Origin of the sequence: Streptomonospora alba, from assembly GCF_000826685.1 — a bacterium.
In the GTDB taxonomy this organism is placed as follows: Bacteria; Actinomycetota; Actinomycetes; order Streptosporangiales; family Streptosporangiaceae; genus Streptomonospora; species Streptomonospora alba.
This window is the reverse complement of sequence record NZ_JROO01000033.1, coordinates 34,752-51,237: the sequence shown is the minus strand read 5'-3', so window position 1 is coordinate 51,237 and position 16,486 is coordinate 34,752. Positions and strand designations below refer to the sequence as shown.

The following is a 16,486-nucleotide window of genomic DNA, read 5'->3' as shown; positions in this document are numbered from 1 at the left end:
GGGCCGGGGTGGGCGGGGCCCACCCCGGGCGCGGGCCGGTGCGGCTCCGGGCGGGTGGTCACCGGTCGGCGCGGATCAGGTCCGCGGCGCGCTCACCCACCGTCAGCACGGTCACCATCGGATTGGGCGAGGGCATCGTGGGAAACACCGACGCGTCCACCACCCGCAGCCCCGACAGCCCCCGCACCCGCAGCGCCGGATCGACCACGGCCCACTCGTCGTCCTCATCACCCATCCGGCACGTACCCGCCGGGTGATACACCGTGTGCGCCGCGCGGCGACCGAACTCCGACAATTCCGCATCACCGCTCACCCCCGGCCCGGGCGCGACCTCGCGCGCGATCCAGGACGCGAAGGGCTCGGTGGCGGCGATGTCGCGGGCGATGCGCAACCCGTCCACGATCGTGCGGGCGTCGTAGTCCTCGGCGTCGGTGAAGTAGCGGAAGTCCAGCGCCGGCTTCACCCGGGGGTCGGGGCTTTCCAGCCACATCTTCCCGCGCGAGCGCGACCGCGGGATGTTGGGCGTCATGCAGATGGCGTTGCGCGGGCCCGGCGAGTCGTAGCCCAGCCGGGCGGTGTTGTCGTCGAAGGGCACCTGGTAGATGTGGAACATCAGGTCCGGGCGCGGATCGGCGGTGTCCCGGCGGAGGAACAGTCCGCCGTCGGAGTACATCACGGTGGTCTCGGGCACCTCGCGGGCGGTCTCCCACATGATGATCGACTCGGGGTGGTCCAACAGGTTCTCGCCCACCCCGGCCAGGTCGTGGTGGACCCCGATGCCCGCCGAGGCCAGGTCGCCGGCCGGGCCCACCCCGGAGAGCATCAGAAGCCGCGGGGTGTCGATCGCCCCGGCGCACAGCAGGACCTCGCGCTCGGCGGTGACCGTGGTCGTCTCGCCGCGGGCGGTGGTGACCTGCACCCCGGTGGCGCGCTCGCCCTCGAACAGCACCCGCTCGGCGCGGGTCTCCAGCATCAGGGTGAGGTTGTCGCGCACGCCCATGATCGGGTGGAGGTAGGCCACCGAGGCCGAGGAGCGGTGGCCGGTGTAGGGATCGTAGGCAAGCGGGAGGAATCCCACTCCCTCGCTGAAGCCGCCGCGGTGGGAGGTCTCGGCGTTGAAGTCGGTCACCACGGGCGCGCCGGTGGCGCGGGCGCAGGCGGTGATCCAGTCGGCAACCAGGGGGTTGCGGTCTTGAGGGGCCACGGGGGCGATGTTGTTCTTGAGGCGGTCGGCGTAGGACTGCACGGTGGCGTTGTCCCAGCCGCGGGCGCCGGCGGCTTCCCAGTCGGCGAGGTCCTGGGGGAAGGGGCGGAAGCTGATGAGGGTGTTGTGGGAGGAGCAGCCGCCCAGGACACGGGCGCGGGAGTGGATGATGTGGGAGTTGCCGCGGGGCTGTTCCACGGTGGGGTAGGCGTAGTCGAGGTCGCTTTCGAGCAGGTCCAGCCAGTCGCGCAGGCGCAGGACGCGGTCCTGGTCGTGGTCGGAGGGGCCGGCCTCGATCACGCACACGCTGGTGGCGGGGTCTTCGGTGAGGCGGTTGGCCAGCACCGAGCCCGCGGTTCCGCCGCCGACGATGACGTAGTCGTAGGCGGCGGCGCTGTCGCTTGCGGACACCAGAACAACTCCTTTGCTTCGGGCCGCGACCGGGACCGCCGGGTACGGCCTGCTCCGCCGAGCCGGATCCCAACGCACCCTGCGAAAGGCGTCGGCGAACGGACTCGCACACTTTCTCGGTTCGCCGCACCGGAATGTTCATAGGTGCGGCGAATACTTCGACCCCGGGGGTTTCGAGGTGAGATTCCTCATGTGGTGAGGGTCATCCGCTCCCGGGTTACGTTCTCCTTATTCTGCACACGAATTCCTGATCCGCAACCTGAGGGGTGCCGCCGCGCTGGGCGTGCAGCCCTGCCGCAGCCCCCCCAAGAGCGTGTCGGTGCTGGTGGGGCGCGGGCGGCCGGTGGTCCCGCAGGCGCTGCCGAGGCGGCCGGAAAATCGCACCCGGCGGCGGTCCCGGGTACTTTGGTGCAGGTCAGCGCCCCGAAAGGGGGGTGACGAATTGTCGGTGTACTTTCTACATTCTTCTATAGAGTCGTTCTATATGAACAACCAAAGATTGATATGCCTTTATATTGCGTTAGATGTTGATGTCGCTCCCTATTTGCGTCATGATCGTTCAATGTCAATTTCGCGACCTCCGCCGGGTAGCGGCGGGGTCGCCCTCGGTGTTCGTGGGGCAAAGGAAGGTGGAAATGGGAAGTGTGTACGCGCTTGCCGTGCGGGGGCGCCGTGAAGGCTCCGCGCCGCCGTGATTCTCTCCGTCTGGATTGGATGTAAAGATATGGATTCGATGCAGCGTCGTATCGCATCGGCGTCGATTATCGCGCTCAGCTCCCTGATGGTCGCCGCATGCGGCGGATCCGGCGGCGGCACCGGGGGAGGATTCGGCTCCGGCGGCGGAGCCGAGACCACGGTCACCCTCGCCCAGCAGCCGTGGGAAGACCTCATGGTCGAGAACCAGATCGCCAGCCAGGTCCTGAAGGAAGCCGGCTACGACATCGAGATCGAGGATCTCTCGGTTCCCCTCACCGCCCAGGCGCTCTCCAAGGGCGACGCCGACGCCTACCTCGGCAACTGGTGGCCCAGCCAGAAGGAGGTGTTCTCCGACCCCATCGACAAGGGCGATGTCGAGGTCCTGTCCACCCTTGTCACCGGGGTCACCTACGAACCGGCCGTACCGAAGTACGTCGCCGAGGAGTACGACGTCGCCTCGCTGGCCGATCTGGAGGCCAACGCCGAGGAGTTCGACAGCGAGATCCTGGGGATCGAGCCCGGCACCCCCGGCAACAACTCCATCCAGAAGGCGATAGACGAGGACGCCTACGGGCTCGGCGACTTCAAGCTCGTCGAGTCGAGCACCCCGGCGATGCTCGCCGAGGTCGAGAAGCGGGCCAAGCAGAAGCAGCCGGTCGTCTTCCTCGGCTGGGAACCCCACTGGATGAACATCGAGTGGGACCTCGTCTACCTCGACGACCCCGAGGACGTCTGGCCGGGCGCCGGCGAGATCCGCACCGCCACCCGGAAGGGGTTCCAGGACGAGAACCCGAACGTGGCGCGCTTCCTTTCCCAGATGAAGATCGACCGTGAGACCGCGTCCGACTGGGTCTACAGCGTGAGCCAGGAGGACAAGTCCGCCGCGGACGTCGCCGGCGCGTGGATCGAGGAGAACCCCGACCAGGTCCGGAAGTGGCTGAAGGGCGTCGAGACCGTGGAGGGCGAACCGGCGGAGGCCCCCGCGTGATCGAAATCCGCAATCTCACCAAGGTCTTCGATCTCGCACCGGCCCGCGCACGCCGGGCCCTGGACTCCGCAGGCGACCGCGAGAGCGCGGTACGCGCCGCCGGCGGCGTCCTCGCCGTCGACGACGTCTCCTTCTCCGTCGGTCGCGGAGAGCTTTTCGCCGTCATGGGCCTGTCGGGCTCCGGCAAGTCCACGGTCGTCCGGATGATCAACCGGCTCGTGGAGCCGACCGCGGGCACCGTCTCCTATGAAGGCGCCGACGTCGGCAGCATGGCGCGCCAGGAACTGCGCGAGTTGCGCAACAGGCGTATCAGCATGGTCTTCCAGCACTTCGCGCTGTTCCCCCACCGCACGGTCAGGGAGAACGCCGCCTATGGCCTCAAGGCCCGCGGCGTGCCCAAGCGCGAGCGGCTCGAACGCGCCGACAAGGCGCTGGACCAGGTCGGACTCGCCCACCGCGGGGATTCCTACCCCGACGAGTTCAGCGGCGGGATGAAGCAGCGCGTGGGACTCGCGCGCGCCCTCACCACCGACCCCGACGTACTGATCATGGACGAGCCGTTCAGCGCGCTCGACCCCCTCACCCGGCGCGCCATGCAGGAGCAGCTGCTCGAACTCCAGCAGGACCTGGGCAAGACCATCATCTTCGTCACCCACGACCTCAACGAGGCCATGCGCATCGGCGACCGGATCATGGTGATGAAGGACGGCAGGCCCATCCAGCTCGCCACCGGACCGGAGATCATCTCCCAGCCGGCGACCGATTACGTCCGCGACTTCGTCTCCGACGTCGACCGAACGCGGGGCCTGACGGCGAGCACGGTCATGCAGGATCCCTGGGTCACCGCCACCCTCGACGAGCGGCCCGCGGACGTGCTCGCCCGGCTGGAGAAGAGGCCCGGCGCGTGCGCCTACGTCACCGACGCCGAAGGCAGGATCGCCGGGATCACCACCGCGGAGATCCTGGCGCGAGCGGTGGACGAGCACAAGCCCGACCTGGGCACCTGCGTCCACGACGACTACGCAGCGGTCTCCGGCGACACCCCCGTCGTCGAGTTCTGCCACCTGACCGGGGGGCACGCGGCGCCGCTCGCGGTCGTCGACGGTGCAAAGCACCTGGTCGGCGTCCTCCCCAGGAGCCGAGTCATGAATGCGATCGCCTCGGTGCCCGAGGAGGTGGGCGAGCGTGGCTAGGATCCCCGTCGGAGACGCGGTCGAATCCGGTCTCCAGTGGCTCACCGACAACGCCGGAGGGGTGTTCGACGCCGTCTCCGCCGTTCTGCTGTTCACGGTGAACACGGTCTACACCGTGCTCTCCGCCCCCCTGCCGGCGGTGCTGATCGCGATCTTCGCCGTCCTCATGATCGTCGCGACCCGCAGCATCGGCCTGACCGTGTTCACGGTGCTCGCGTTCGCCCTGGTCGTCAGCATGAATCTGTGGGCGCAGACGCTGGAGACGCTCGCGGTGGTGATCATCGCGGCCGCCTTCTCCATCCTGGTGGGCGTACCGGCCGGCATCCTCGCCGCGAGCAGCGCGCGCGTCAGCTTCGTCGCGCGGCCGGTCCTCGACTTCATGCAGACCCTTCCTGTCTTCGTCTACCTGGTGCCGTCGGTGTTCCTGTTCGGCATCGGGGTGGTTCCGGGCATCGCGGCCACGACCGTGTTCGCGATCCCGCCGGCGGTCCGGCTCACCGAACTGGGAATCCGCCAGGTCGACGGGGAGGTCCTGGAGGCCGCCCGCGCGTTCGGGTCGCGCCCCGGGCAGGTGCTGCGCGAGGTGCAGCTGCCGCTGGCCCTGCCCTCGATCATGGCCGGGGTCAACCAGGTCATCATGCTCGCGCTGTCGATGGTCGTCGTCGCCGGGCTGGTCGGTGCCCAGGGCCTGGGCGGCGTCGTCGTGAACGGCGTCACCCAGTTCAACATCGGCACGGCCTTCGAAGGCGGGATCGCCGTCGTCGTCCTCGCGATCTTCCTCGACAGGGTGACCGGAGCCTTGGGACGCAGCGGGAGCGCACGCCGGCGGCCGGCGGCCGCCCTGCTCGCTCTGGTCCGGTCCAAGGGCCGCCGGAACGAGCCGGAAGCGGCACCGGCGTGATCGCGGAACGGGGGCCGAACCACGGCCCGCCGGAAATATCAGCATCCCCTACAGAACGGGAGAGGAGAACTCCGTGAGCGACGCAGGCCCCAATCGGTACAACCTGCCGATCGAGGAACGGGGGCACGCTCCGGCCACGTCGATGGACGTGCGCGAGCAGGACCCGCCTTACCAGCCGGCCGACCCGCTGCGGCCGCCGCAGGGCGCACCCAACGTCGTGCTGGTGCTCCTGGACGACATGGGCTTCGGCGCCCCCAGCGCGTTCGGCGGACCGTGCGAGATGCCCACCGCCGACCGGCTGGCCCGGGACGGGCTGCGCTACACCCGGTTCCACGTGACCGCGGTCTGCTCGCCCACCCGGCAGTCGCTGCTGACCGGGCGCAACCACCACTCGGTGGGGATGGGGGTCACCACCGAGATGTCCAGCGCGGCGCCGGGGTACTCCGGCATCCGCCCGCGCAGCGCCGCGACCGTCGCCGAGACGCTCCGCGCCAACGGCTACAACACCGGGGCGTTCGGCAAGTGGCACCAGACCCCGGCGCGCGACGTGAGCCCGGCCGGCCCGTTCGACCGCTGGCCCACCGGTGAGGGCTTCGAGAAGTTCTACGGGTTCCTGTGCGCCGAGATGAACCACTGGTACCCGGCGCTGTTCGACGGCACCGTCCCCACGGAGCCCTCGAAGACGCCGCGAGAGGGCTACCACCTGTCCGAGGACCTGATCGACCAGGCCATCGAATGGGTCGGCACGCAGCAGAGCCTCAAGCCCGACATCCCGTTCTTCGCCTACCTCCCGTTCGGCGCCACGCACGCGCCGTACCACGTGCCCAAGGAGTACCGGGAGAAGTACCGCGGCAAGTTCGACCACGGGTGGGACCGCCAGCGCGAGATCACCCTGGAGCGGCAGAAGGAGCTCGGCGTCGTCCCGCAGGACGCCGAACTGGCGCCGTGGGCCGAGGGGGTGCCGCACTGGGACGAGCTCTCCGATGCCGAGAAGCGGTCGGCCGCCTCGCTGATGGAGCTCTACGCCGGCTTCGCCGAGCACACCGACGCCCAGATCGGCCGCCTCGTCGACGCGCTGGAGGAGAACGGCCAGCTCGACGACACGCTGTTCATCTACATCCTGGGCGACAACGGCGCGTCGGCCGAGGGCGGCCTGGGCGGCACGCTCAACGAGCACCGCTACGCCAGCGGCATCCCCGACAGCGCCGAGTTCATCAACGCCCACGACGAGGCGCTCGGCGACGAGACGACCCACGCTCACTACCCGGTGGGCTGGGCACTGGCGATGAACACCCCCTACCAGTGGACCAAGCAGGTCGCCTCGCACTTCGGGGGGACGCGTGACGGCATGATCACGCACTGGCCCAACGGGATCCGGGAACGCGGCGGCCTGCGCCACCAGTTCCACCACGTGATCGACGTGCTGCCGACCATCCTCGAAGCCGCCGGGGTGCCCGAGCCGGACTCGGTGGACGGGATCGCCCAGCAGCCGGTCGAGGGCACCAGCATGCTCTACAGCTTCAACGAGTCCGACGCCGCCGACCGCCGTCGCCTGCAGTACTTCGAGATGGTCGGCAACCGCGGCATCTACCACGACGGCTGGATGGCGGTCACCCGCCACGGCACGCCGTGGGAGATGGTGCAGAACGGCCGCCGGTACTTCGACGACGACGTGTGGGAACTTTACGACACCAACGTCGACTGGACCCAGGCGCGCGACATCTCCGCCGAGCACCCCGGCAAGCTGCACCAGCTGAAGCAGCTGTTCCTCACCGAGGCGGCCAAGTACAACGTGTTCCCGCTGGACGACCGGATGACCGAGCGGGAGAACCCGCGGGAGGCCGGGCGCCTCGACCTGTTCGGCGACCGCAAGAGCGTCACGTTCAACGGTCCCGGGCTGCGGCTCACCGAGGAGACCGCTCCGAACGTGAAGAACCGCTCGCACACCGTCACCGCATGCGTCGAGGTCCCCGAAGAAGGGGCCGAGGGCGTCCTGGTGGCCCAGGGCGGCCGGTTCGGCGGGTGGTCGCTGTACGTCCACGAGGGGCGCCCGCGCTACGCCTACAACTACTTCGGGCTGCAGGTGCACACGGCCGCGGGCGAGGATCCGCTGTCGCCCGGAGAGCACGAGATCCGCGTGGACTTCTCCTACGACGGCGGGGGCGTCGGCCGCGGCGGCGACGTCTCCCTGCTGGTCGACGGCAAGCAGGTCGCCGAAGGCCGGGTGGACGCCACCATCCCCTACTACTTCGCCTTCGACGAGACCTTCGACCTCGGGGTCGACAGGCTTTCGCCGGTGACCGACGACTACCCGACGGCGGACAACGCCTTCACGGGGCGGCTGCGCCGGGTACGTGTCGACCTCGGCGACGACCTGTGCAGCGACTCCGACAGCGAGGTCCAGCGAGAGCAGTTCCGAGCGGCACATGAGTGAGGAGCACGGATCGTGCTGCGCCCCGTCGAGCGGTCGGCGGGGCGCAGCCCCCTCTCCCGAGAACGGGCCCGAGGCCGGCGGCGGCGCGGGCAGCACCCAGGACATGGTGCTCCTCGACGGCGGGGAGTTCCTCATGGGCAGCGAGGACGACCGCGCCTATCCCGACGACGGCGAGGGGCCCGTCCGCACCGTCGAGCTCAGCCCGTTCTGGATCAGTCCGACGGCGGTGACCAACGCGGAGTTCGCCGCCTTCACCCACGCCACGGGGTACCGCACCGAGGCGGAGAGGTTCGGGTGGTCCTTCGTGTTCGGGGGGCTGCTGCCCGACGACTTCCCGCCCACCCGCGGAGTGGTCGGGACGCCCTGGTGGCGCCAGGTCGAGGGTGCGAACTGGCGCCACCCCGCCGGTCCGCAGTCCGACACCGAGGGCATCGCGGACCACCCGGTGATCCACGTGTCGTGGAACGACGCCCAGGCCTACTGCGCCTGGGCGGGACTGCGGCTGCCCACCGAGGCCGAGTGGGAGTACGCCGCCCGGGGCGGTCTGCGGGGGTGCGCCTTCCCCTGGGGGGACGAACTGGAGCCCGCGGGTGAGCACCGGATGAACGTGTGGCAGGGGGTGTTCCCCCAGGAGAACACCCGCGCCGACGGCTGGTACGGCACCTGCCCGGTCGACGCGTTCCCGGCCAACGGGTTCGGGCTGTATAACACGACCGGCAACGTGTGGGAGTGGTGCCGCGACCGGTTCGCCCCGGACGGCGCGGCCGCGGACACCCGGCGCGATCCGAGCGGGCCCGCCGAGGGCACCAGACGCAGCGCGCGCGGGGGCTCCTACCTGTGCCACGAGTCCTACTGCCGCCGGTACCGGGTCAGCGGGCGCCAGGGGATCTCCCCCGACTCCTCCCTGGGCAACACCGGCTTCCGGTGCGCGCGGGAGGCTTAGCCCGCCGCGACCCGCGCTGAACGACGGCCCGCGGAGATGTCCGCGGGCCGTCGTTCAGCGCCCGCCCCGGCTTTCCTCTAGCCGGGGCGGGCGTCGTCCAACGGCCGGGGGCTGTCCGTATCGTCGCCCGCGTGGCGGGTCGAGACGAGATCGACGAACGCCTGGGCCGCGGGCGAGAGCGAATCCGGCGGCCAGACGAGGACGCCCCGGCGCGCCAGCGGCGGGGCGACGCTGACGACCACGGCCCCGAGCCCCGCCGCCTCCAGAGCGAGCCGGTGCGGAAGCAGAGTCGCACCGGCGCCCGCGATCACCAGGGGCACGATCGCGGCGCGGTGCGTCGTCTCGACGGCGATCCGCGGCGACGCCGCGGTGAGGGCGAGCGCGCTGTCGAGGGCGCTCCTGGTCGTGGTGCCGCTCGGGGTGGTGACGAGGTCGAGTTCCGCGAGCTTCTGCAGGGGGATCGGCTCATCGGGCGTGGCCGTGGAGGGCGGAAGCACGGCGAGGACCTCCTGCTGGGGGAGGGCGAGTACCCGCATGCCTGCGGTGGCGATGCCGTACTCGGTGAGCCCTACCTCGCACTGCCCGCGTCGGACGAGGTCGACGATCGACGTGGCGTTCTCCGCGTCCACGATGCGGAACTCCACTCCGGGGTGCTGGTTCCGGAACGCTCCGACCAGCGATGCGAGCGGGTCCACGGCCAAGGTGGTGACCGCGGCGATGTCGATGCGTCCCGACACGAGTCCGGACACCCGCTGAGCCGCGGTCTGCACCCGCATGAAGTCGTGCAGCACCTGCCGGGCGGGGTCCAGCAGGGCCTCGCCCACGGGCGTCATCACCACGCCCCGCCCGACGCGGCGGAACAGCGGCGCCCCCACCTCGCGCTCCAGGACGCCTATGGCATAGGACAGCGACGGCTGCGCGATGTGCAGCGAGGTTGCGGCGCTGGTGAAACTCCCGTGGCTCGCGACCGCGAGAAAGTACTCGAGATGCTTTCGCTCCACACGATCTTCCTACACCTGCGAGAAGGGGCGGCGCCGGTAGGAGCCCGGCCCGGCGGTCACCGGCCCGGCCTTCAGCGTCCGGCCGGGTTCCGGGCGCCTGCGCGCACGGACACAGCGAAACATACCTGATCACGTCGCTCGGCGACCCGCAGCGCGGGAGCCGGGCGCGGGCGCGCCGCTGCCGGCGGGGCCGGGGAGCGCGAAGGGCGACGGCGCGGGGGGCGGAGTGGGCCTGTCGTGCGATCGCACATTCGTGTGCAGGGATTTTCCGCGAATCTTCGAACGTATATACCAATCTTCCGGACTTTCACTCGCATTCGAGTGCCGTTCCCCCGCGTGGTATGCGATCGCGTGACGCGAACGTTACCGCTGTGGTGCATATGTGAAATTCAAGTGAAACGGATTCAGGTTTAGGTTGAATTCTTATTCTTCGCTGTTCGTCCGGTGTTCCAGAGGAGGCGCACGAGTATGCGAGCAACCAGGTTCCGCCCCGCGGTGGCCGCGGCCGCGGCAGCGGTCATGGCCATCAGCGCCTGTTCCGGCGGCGGCGGTGACGAAGACGGCGGTCAGACGACCGTTACCGTCGACGGCGGCCAGCCCGAAAACCCGCTCATTCCCGCCAATACCAACGAGGTATTCGGCGGTGACGTGCTCGATACGCTCTTCTCCAAACTCGTGCGCTACGACCCGGAGACGGCCGAGCCCGAGAATTACGTCGCCGAGTCCATCGAGACCGAGGACAATCAGACCTTCACCATCACTGTCCAGGAAGGATGGGCCTTCCACGACGGCACCGAGGTCACGGCCCAGAGCTTCGTGGACGCCTGGAACTGGGGCGCCTACGGACCGAATGCGAACCTGAACGCCTATTGGTTCGAGCAGATCGAGGGCTACGAAGAGGTCCACCCCGAGCCTGAGGATCCCGAAGCCGACCCGCCCGAGCCCGAGGCCGAGAAGATGTCCGGCCTCGAGGTGGTCGACGACCGCACCTTCGAGGTCACCCTCAGCGAGCCCTACGCGCAGTTCCCGATGAAGCTCGGGTACACCGCCTTCGCTCCGCTGCCGGAGGTCTTCTTCGAGGACCCCGAGGCGTTCGGCCGCGAGCCGGTCGGCAACGGCCCGTTCCAGTTCGCCTCCTGGACCGACAACCAGGAGATCACGGTCGAGGCCTATGAGGACTTCGCCGGTTCCCACCCGGCTCAGGTGGACGCGGTCACCTGGCGGATGTACGACGACCGCGAAGCCGCCTACGCCGACCTGCTCGCCGGCAACCTCGACATCATGACGCGCCTCACCCCGGCCGCGATGGCCAACGAGGTCTACAAGGACGACCTGGGCGACCGCTACGTCGAGCAGGAAGCCGGCCTGATGTTCACCCTCACCGTCACGGGCAACGAGGAGGGCTACGACGACGCCCGGTTCCGCCAGGCGCTTTCCGCGGCGATCGACCGCGAGTCGATCGTGGAGGAGATCTTCGAGGGCACCCAGGTGCCGTCGAAGGGGTGGGCTCCCAGCGTCGTCATCGGCGCGCAGAAGGGTGCCTGCGGCGAGTACTGCGAGTACTCCCCCGAGCGGGCCGACGAGCTGCTGCAGGAGGCCCTGGACGACGGGTTCGAACCGCCGGAGAAGGTCCAGATCTGGTTCAACGACGACGCCGACCACCGCGAGTGGGTCCAGGCCGTGGTCAACAGCATCAACCAGACGTTCGAAGGCGACCTGGAGGCCGTCGCCAAGCCGGTGCCGACCTTCAGCGAGTTCCGCGCCGGGATCAACGAGGACAAGTACACCGGCCTGCTGCGCACCGGCTGGCAGATGGACTACCCGCACCTGGAGAACTTCCTCTCCCCGCTGTACGAGACCGGCGCCTCCTCGAACGACGGCGACTACAGCAACGAGGAGTTCGACCAGCTGATGGCCGACGCCCGCCAGGAGTCCGACGAGGACGCGGCGATCGAGATGTACCGCGAAGGGGAGCGGCTCCTCGCCGAGGACATGCCCGCCTTGCCGATCTACACGGCGCGGACGATCACGGGCTACTCCGAGGAGATGACCAACGTCGAGGTCACCCCGTTCGGCGTTCCCGCCTTCGCGAACCTCGAGAAGTAGCACCGGGTCACGGCAGGAGGAGCGCCGGTCGTCTTCGGCACGCGCTCCTCCTGCCTTCGGGAAGGACGGGAATGGGTCGTTACGCGCTGCGGCGCCTGCTGCAAGCGGTCCCCGTGGTGGTGGGGACCACGCTGCTGATCTACTGGATGATGTGGGCCCTGCCCGGAGACCCCTTCGCGGGACGCTGCGGGGAGCGCGCCTGCCCCCAGGACTACATCGAGGCCATGAACGCCCAGTTCATGCTGGACCAGCCGCTGCTGGTGCAGTACAGCGCGTACATGGCCAACCTGGTCCAGTTCGACTTCGGGGTCACCTACAACATGGTCCCCGTCTCCACCTTGATCGCCCAGGCGCTCCCGGTCACCCTCCGGCTCGCGCTGATCGCGCTGGCTGTGGAGGCCGTCGTCGGCATCGTCGCCGGGGTGATCGCCGGTCTGCGCCGCAACGGCTACTTCGACACCCTGGTGTTCGTCAGCACCTTGGTGGCGCTGTCGGTTCCGATCTTCGTGATCGCCCGCTTCGCCCAATGGGGGCTGGGGGTCAACCTGGGCTGGATCAGCCCCACGGTCTCGAACGAGGCCACCTGGGCGGAGCTGCTGGTTCCCGGAGCGGTGATCGCCACGACGACCACAGCCGTGCTCGCCCGCCTGGCCCGCACCACGATCGCCGAGAACCTGCGCGCCGACTACGTGCGCACCGCCATCGCCAAAGGGCTGCCCCGCAGCCGTGTGATCGGCGTGCACGTGCTGCGCAATTCGCTGATCCCGCTCATCACCCTGCTGGGCCTGGATCTCGGCTCCCTGATGGTGGGCGCGGTGGTCACCGAAGGCATCTTCAACATCAACGGGCTGGGCGGTCTGGTCTACAACCACATCCTGCGGCTCGACTCCACGGTGGTCGTGCCGGTCGCCACCCTGTTCGTGCTGATCTACATCTTCGCCAACCTGGTCGTGGACCTGTTCTACGGCGTGCTCGACCCGAGGATCCGCTATGAGTGAACCGGCATCCCTCACCTCATCCGCCGGCGAGGCGCCTCGCGGGTTGTGGGACGACGCCTGGGACGAGTTGAAGCGGCGACCGATCTTCTGGATCTCCGCAGGGTTGATCCTCGTCTTCATCCTGATGGCGGCGTTCCCGCAGCTGTTCACACGGGTCGACCCGCGGTGGGCCGACCTGTCGCTCAGCATGGAACCGCCCAGCTCCGAGCACTGGTTCGGGACCGACCGGCAGGGCCGCGACGTCTACGCCCGGACCGTCTACGGGGCGCGGGCCTCCATCGTGGTGGGGCTGACCGCCACTGTGCTGACCACAGTGCTCGGCGGGCTGCTGGGGATGATCGCCGCCTACCGCGGCGGATGGGTGGACATCCTCATCTCCCGAGGCGGCGAGATCCTGCTCGGCCTGCCGTTCGTGCTCGGCGCCATCATCATCCTGTCCACCTTCGCGGGGGCGCAGAGCGACGCCGGTCCGGCCACGATCATGATGCTGGTGATCGCCACGCTCACGGCGCTCTCCTGGCCGATGGTGGCGCGGATCGCGCGTTCGGCGGTCTATGCCGTGAAAAGCGCCGACTACGTCAACGCCGCCCGGGTCCTGGGCGCCGGTCCGATGCGCATCCTGTTCCGGCACCTGCTGCCCAACGCCCTCGCGCCGATCGTGGTCTACGGCTCGCTGCTGATCGCGACGTTCGTCAGCGCGGAGGCGACCCTGTCGTTCCTCGGCGTCGGACTGCGGCCTCCGGTCATCTCGTGGGGAGTGGCCATCTCCGAGTCCGGCGACTTCATCCGGCAGGCCTTCTACCTCACCCTGTTCCCGACCATCTTCCTGTGTGCCACCGTGCTGGCCTTCGTCTTGCTGGGTGACGCGGTCCGCGACGCGCTGGACCCGAAGCTTCGCTAGGAGTCAACGTGGCACTGAACCTGCCCGACGAAAACGAGCGGCCCGAGGACAGGAGCCCCCTGCTGGAGGTCGAGGACCTTCACGTCGAGTTCCGCACGCGCGCCGGGACGGCCGAAGCGGTCAACGGGGTGAGCTTCACCGTCGACCGCGGCGAGACCCTGGCCGTCATGGGCGAGTCGGGCTCCGGCAAGAGCGTCACGGCGCAGGCCGTCATGGGGATCCTCGACATGCCTCCCGGCGCGATCACCGGCGGGAGCATCCGGTTCTGCGGGCGCGACCTGCTCGGCATGTCCGCCGAGGAGCGCAGGCGTGTCCGCGGCGAGGGCGTCTCCATCATCTTCCAAGACGCGCTCTCGGCTCTGAACCCGCTGTTCCCCGTCGGTTGGCAGATCGCCGAGATGTTCAGGGTCCACCGCGGCGCCTCCCGATCGGAGGCCAACAAGCGGGCGGTGGAACTGATGGACCGGGTCCACATCCCCGACGCGCGGCGCCGCGCCGGCGACTATCCGCACCAGTTCTCCGGCGGCATGCGCCAGCGCATCATGATCGCGATGGCGATCGCGCTCGACCCGGGGGTCCTGATCGCCGACGAGCCCACGACCGCCCTGGACGTCACCGTCCAGGCGCAGATCATGGAGCTGCTGGCCGAACTGCAGGAAGAGCTGGGGATGGCCCTGATCCTCATCACCCACGACCTGGGGGTGGTGGCCGATGTGGCCGACCGCGTGGCGGTGATGTACGGCGGGCGCGTGGTGGAGTACGCGGACGTGTTCGACGCCTACCGCCGCCCCGCCCACCCCTACACCAAGGGCCTGCTGGAGTCCATTCCGCGGCTCGACCAGGTGGGATCGGACCTGCAGGCCATCGGCGGCACCCCGCCGAGCCTGATGGACATGCCGCTGGGCTGCGCATTCCATCCGCGCTGCCACTACCGGCGCGAAACCTGTGTCACCACCCCGCCGCCGATGTACACCGTCGGACCCGAGCGGGCGAGCGCGTGCCACTTCTACCAGGAGGTGCTTGATGACCACGGTGACCGGTGACCGGACCGCGGTGCTGGAGGCGCGCAACCTCGTCAAGCACTTTCCGCTGACCACCGGTGTGGTGATGAAGCGGACGGTCGGATGGGTCCGCGCCGTCGACGGGGTGGACTTCGCCCTGGCTCCCGGCGAGACCCTCGGGGTGGTCGGCGAGTCGGGGTGCGGCAAGTCCACGCTGGCCAAGATGCTCGTCGGCCTGGACCGGCCCAGCTCGGGCGAGATCCTGCTGGACGGGGCGGACGTCGCGCACAAGCGCGGCCCGCAGATCAAGCAGATGCGGCGCGACGTCCAGATGATCTTCCAGGACCCCTACACATCGCTGAATCCCCGCATGACGGTGGGCGACATCGTCGGCGAGCCGTTCGAGGTCCACCCCGAGATGGCGCCGGCGGGCAAGCGCAGCGACCACATCCAGTACCTGCTGGAGGTCGTGGGGCTCGATCCCGAGCACATCAACCGCTACCCGCACCAGTTCTCCGGCGGCCAGCGCCAGCGCATCGGCATCGCCCGCGCTCTGGCCCTGCGGCCGCGGGTCATCGTGTGCGACGAGCCGATCTCCGCGCTCGACGTATCGGTCCAGGCCCAGGTCATCAACCTGCTGCAGCGGCTCCAGCGGGAGTTCGGCCTCGCCTACGTGTTCATCGCCCACGACCTGTCGGTGGTGCGCCACATCGCCGACCGTGTGGCGGTGATGTACCTGGGCAAGTTCGTCGAGGTCGGCCGGGATACCCACGTCTACGACGAGCCGAGGCACCCCTATACCCGGGCTCTGCTTTCGGCGGCTCCCGTGCCCGATCCCGAGGGCCGGCAGCTCCGTCGGCGGCGCATCCTCCCCGGAGACGTGCCGAGCCCCGCCGACCCGCCCAGCGGATGCCGGTTCCGCACCCGCTGCTACAAAGCCGCCGACCTCTGCTCCCGGGAGGAGCCCCTTCTGGAGATCCGCCCGGGAACCCGGCATCCCAGCGCCTGCCACTTCCCCGAAGCCGACGACGCCGCCCCCGCCGGCTGACCCGCGCCGCGAGGCGGGTCAGCCGGCGGAAAGGCGAGGCTAGGCTCGGGGCATGACCGGGATGGAGATCGCGGGATCGCGCCTCGGGCTGCGGGAGATGGCCGCGGACGACGCCGCGGGCCTGCTGCGGGTCTACGGGGACGAGGAAGCCACCCGCCACCTGACGTTCCCACCGCGCTCGCCGGAGCAGTGCGCGGCCGTCCTCGACTCCGCGATCGCCTACGCCGCGGCCGAGCCGAGGACCGTGTACATGCTCGCGGCGGTCGACGGCGGCGCCGAGCTGGTCGGAGTCGCCCGCCTGGGGATCGACGAGCACCCGCACAGCGGTCAGATCGGCTTCGTGCTGCGGCCGGATATGTGGGGACGCGGCATGGGCGGCGAACTCGTCCGGCTGCTCCTGCGGCTCGGTTTCGAGGAACTGGGCCTGAGCCGCCTCTGGGGCGCGCGTTCGCCTGCCAACGCCGCCTCCCAGCGGGTGATGGCCGGTGCCGGCATGGTGGAGGAGGGCCGCATCCGCCGGCACCTGTGGAGCCGGGGCGCCTGGCGGGACTCCATCGTGCACTCGATCCTCGACGACGAGTGGGCAGCGGAGGCGCTTCCAGCTCAGCACGACGGCTGATCTGCGCTGCTACGGCGACCCCGCGGCCCTCGGCCCGCTGGC

General features: G+C 69.6%; 13 protein-coding genes. 11 read left to right on the top strand and 2 right to left on the bottom strand.

The window, feature by feature from the left end:
- Nucleotides 1-58: 58 nt before the first annotated feature.
- On the bottom strand, nucleotides 59-1,615 hold the full coding sequence (locus LP52_RS17805) for a GMC family oxidoreductase (protein ID WP_040275142.1): 1,557 nt from the start codon (nucleotides 1,613-1,615) through the stop codon (nucleotides 59-61).
- 733 nt (nucleotides 1,616-2,348) lie between these two features.
- Between LP52_RS17805 and LP52_RS17800 the strand changes: the two genes are divergently transcribed.
- From LP52_RS17800 to LP52_RS17780, 5 genes are all read left to right on the top strand, one after another.
- The gene (locus LP52_RS17800) at nucleotides 2,349-3,299 is read left to right on the top strand and encodes an ABC transporter substrate-binding protein (RefSeq protein ID WP_169775380.1); all 951 of its coding nucleotides are present in this window, start codon (nucleotides 2,349-2,351) and stop codon (nucleotides 3,297-3,299) included.
- Entirely contained in the window at nucleotides 3,296-4,492 is a 1,197-nt protein-coding gene (locus LP52_RS17795) for a quaternary amine ABC transporter ATP-binding protein (protein ID WP_040275141.1), read from the top strand. Before LP52_RS17800 ends, LP52_RS17795 begins: the two co-directional genes overlap by 4 nt.
- A complete protein-coding gene (locus LP52_RS17790; RefSeq protein WP_040275139.1) occupies nucleotides 4,485-5,393 on the top strand; it encodes an ABC transporter permease in 909 nt (302 codons plus the stop codon). The genes LP52_RS17795 and LP52_RS17790 overlap by 8 nt, the downstream gene beginning before the upstream one ends.
- A 73-nt stretch (nucleotides 5,394-5,466) precedes the next feature.
- Entirely contained in the window at nucleotides 5,467-7,827 is a 2,361-nt protein-coding gene (locus LP52_RS17785) for an arylsulfatase (protein ID WP_040275138.1), read from the top strand.
- A complete protein-coding gene (locus LP52_RS17780; RefSeq protein WP_084723293.1) occupies nucleotides 7,820-8,770 on the top strand; it encodes an SUMF1/EgtB/PvdO family nonheme iron enzyme in 951 nt (316 codons plus the stop codon). Before LP52_RS17785 ends, LP52_RS17780 begins: the two co-directional genes overlap by 8 nt.
- A 77-nt stretch (nucleotides 8,771-8,847) precedes the next feature.
- On the opposite strand, the gene LP52_RS17775 is transcribed toward LP52_RS17780, so the two are convergent.
- Nucleotides 8,848-9,771, bottom strand: a complete 924-nt coding sequence (locus tag LP52_RS17775) for a LysR family transcriptional regulator (RefSeq protein ID WP_052809977.1) — start codon at nucleotides 9,769-9,771, stop codon at nucleotides 8,848-8,850.
- Between the two features lie 468 nt (nucleotides 9,772-10,239).
- On the opposite strand from LP52_RS17775, the gene LP52_RS17770 reads away from it, so the two are divergent.
- From LP52_RS17770 to LP52_RS17745, 6 genes are all read left to right on the top strand, one after another.
- Nucleotides 10,240-11,877 carry a peptide ABC transporter substrate-binding protein gene (locus LP52_RS17770; protein WP_040275135.1) on the top strand — a complete coding sequence of 546 codons (1,638 nt, stop codon included), beginning with the start codon at nucleotides 10,240-10,242 and terminating at the stop codon, nucleotides 11,875-11,877.
- 71 nt (nucleotides 11,878-11,948) lie between these two features.
- Nucleotides 11,949-12,875, top strand: coding sequence for an ABC transporter permease (locus tag LP52_RS17765; protein WP_040275133.1), 927 nt, complete (start codon nucleotides 11,949-11,951; stop codon nucleotides 12,873-12,875).
- Complete coding sequence (locus LP52_RS17760; protein WP_040275132.1) at nucleotides 12,868-13,776, top strand: ABC transporter permease; 909 nt, start codon at nucleotides 12,868-12,870, stop codon at nucleotides 13,774-13,776. The genes LP52_RS17765 and LP52_RS17760 overlap by 8 nt, the downstream gene beginning before the upstream one ends.
- 8 nt (nucleotides 13,777-13,784) lie before the next feature.
- Complete coding sequence (locus LP52_RS17755) at nucleotides 13,785-14,819, top strand: ABC transporter ATP-binding protein (protein ID WP_202966135.1); 1,035 nt, start codon at nucleotides 13,785-13,787, stop codon at nucleotides 14,817-14,819.
- On the top strand, nucleotides 14,800-15,825 hold the full coding sequence (locus LP52_RS17750) for an ABC transporter ATP-binding protein (RefSeq protein WP_040275131.1): 1,026 nt from the start codon (nucleotides 14,800-14,802) through the stop codon (nucleotides 15,823-15,825). Before LP52_RS17755 ends, LP52_RS17750 begins: the two co-directional genes overlap by 20 nt.
- Before the next feature lie 52 nt (nucleotides 15,826-15,877).
- Nucleotides 15,878-16,444, top strand: coding sequence for a GNAT family N-acetyltransferase (locus LP52_RS17745; RefSeq protein ID WP_040275130.1), 567 nt, complete (start codon nucleotides 15,878-15,880; stop codon nucleotides 16,442-16,444).
- Nucleotides 16,445-16,486: the final 42 nt, after the last annotated feature.

What these genes read in the sequence shown, in the direction of transcription:
- LP52_RS17765 (WP_040275133.1), top strand. Translation starts at nt 11,949, where the DNA reads ATGGGTCGTTACGCGCTGCGGCGCCTGCTGCAAGCGGTCCCCGTGGTG.
- LP52_RS17770 (WP_040275135.1), top strand. Translation starts at nt 10,240, where the DNA reads ATGCGAGCAACCAGGTTCCGCCCCGCGGTGGCCGCGGCCGCGGCAGCG.
- LP52_RS17745 (WP_040275130.1), top strand. Translation starts at nt 15,878, where the DNA reads ATGACCGGGATGGAGATCGCGGGATCGCGCCTCGGGCTGCGGGAGATG.
- LP52_RS17800 (WP_169775380.1), top strand. Translation starts at nt 2,349, where the DNA reads ATGCAGCGTCGTATCGCATCGGCGTCGATTATCGCGCTCAGCTCCCTG.
- LP52_RS17750 (WP_040275131.1), top strand. Translation starts at nt 14,800, where the DNA reads ATGACCACGGTGACCGGTGACCGGACCGCGGTGCTGGAGGCGCGCAAC.
- LP52_RS17760 (WP_040275132.1), top strand. Translation starts at nt 12,868, where the DNA reads ATGAGTGAACCGGCATCCCTCACCTCATCCGCCGGCGAGGCGCCTCGC.
- LP52_RS17780 (WP_084723293.1), top strand. Translation starts at nt 7,820, where the DNA reads ATGAGTGAGGAGCACGGATCGTGCTGCGCCCCGTCGAGCGGTCGGCGG.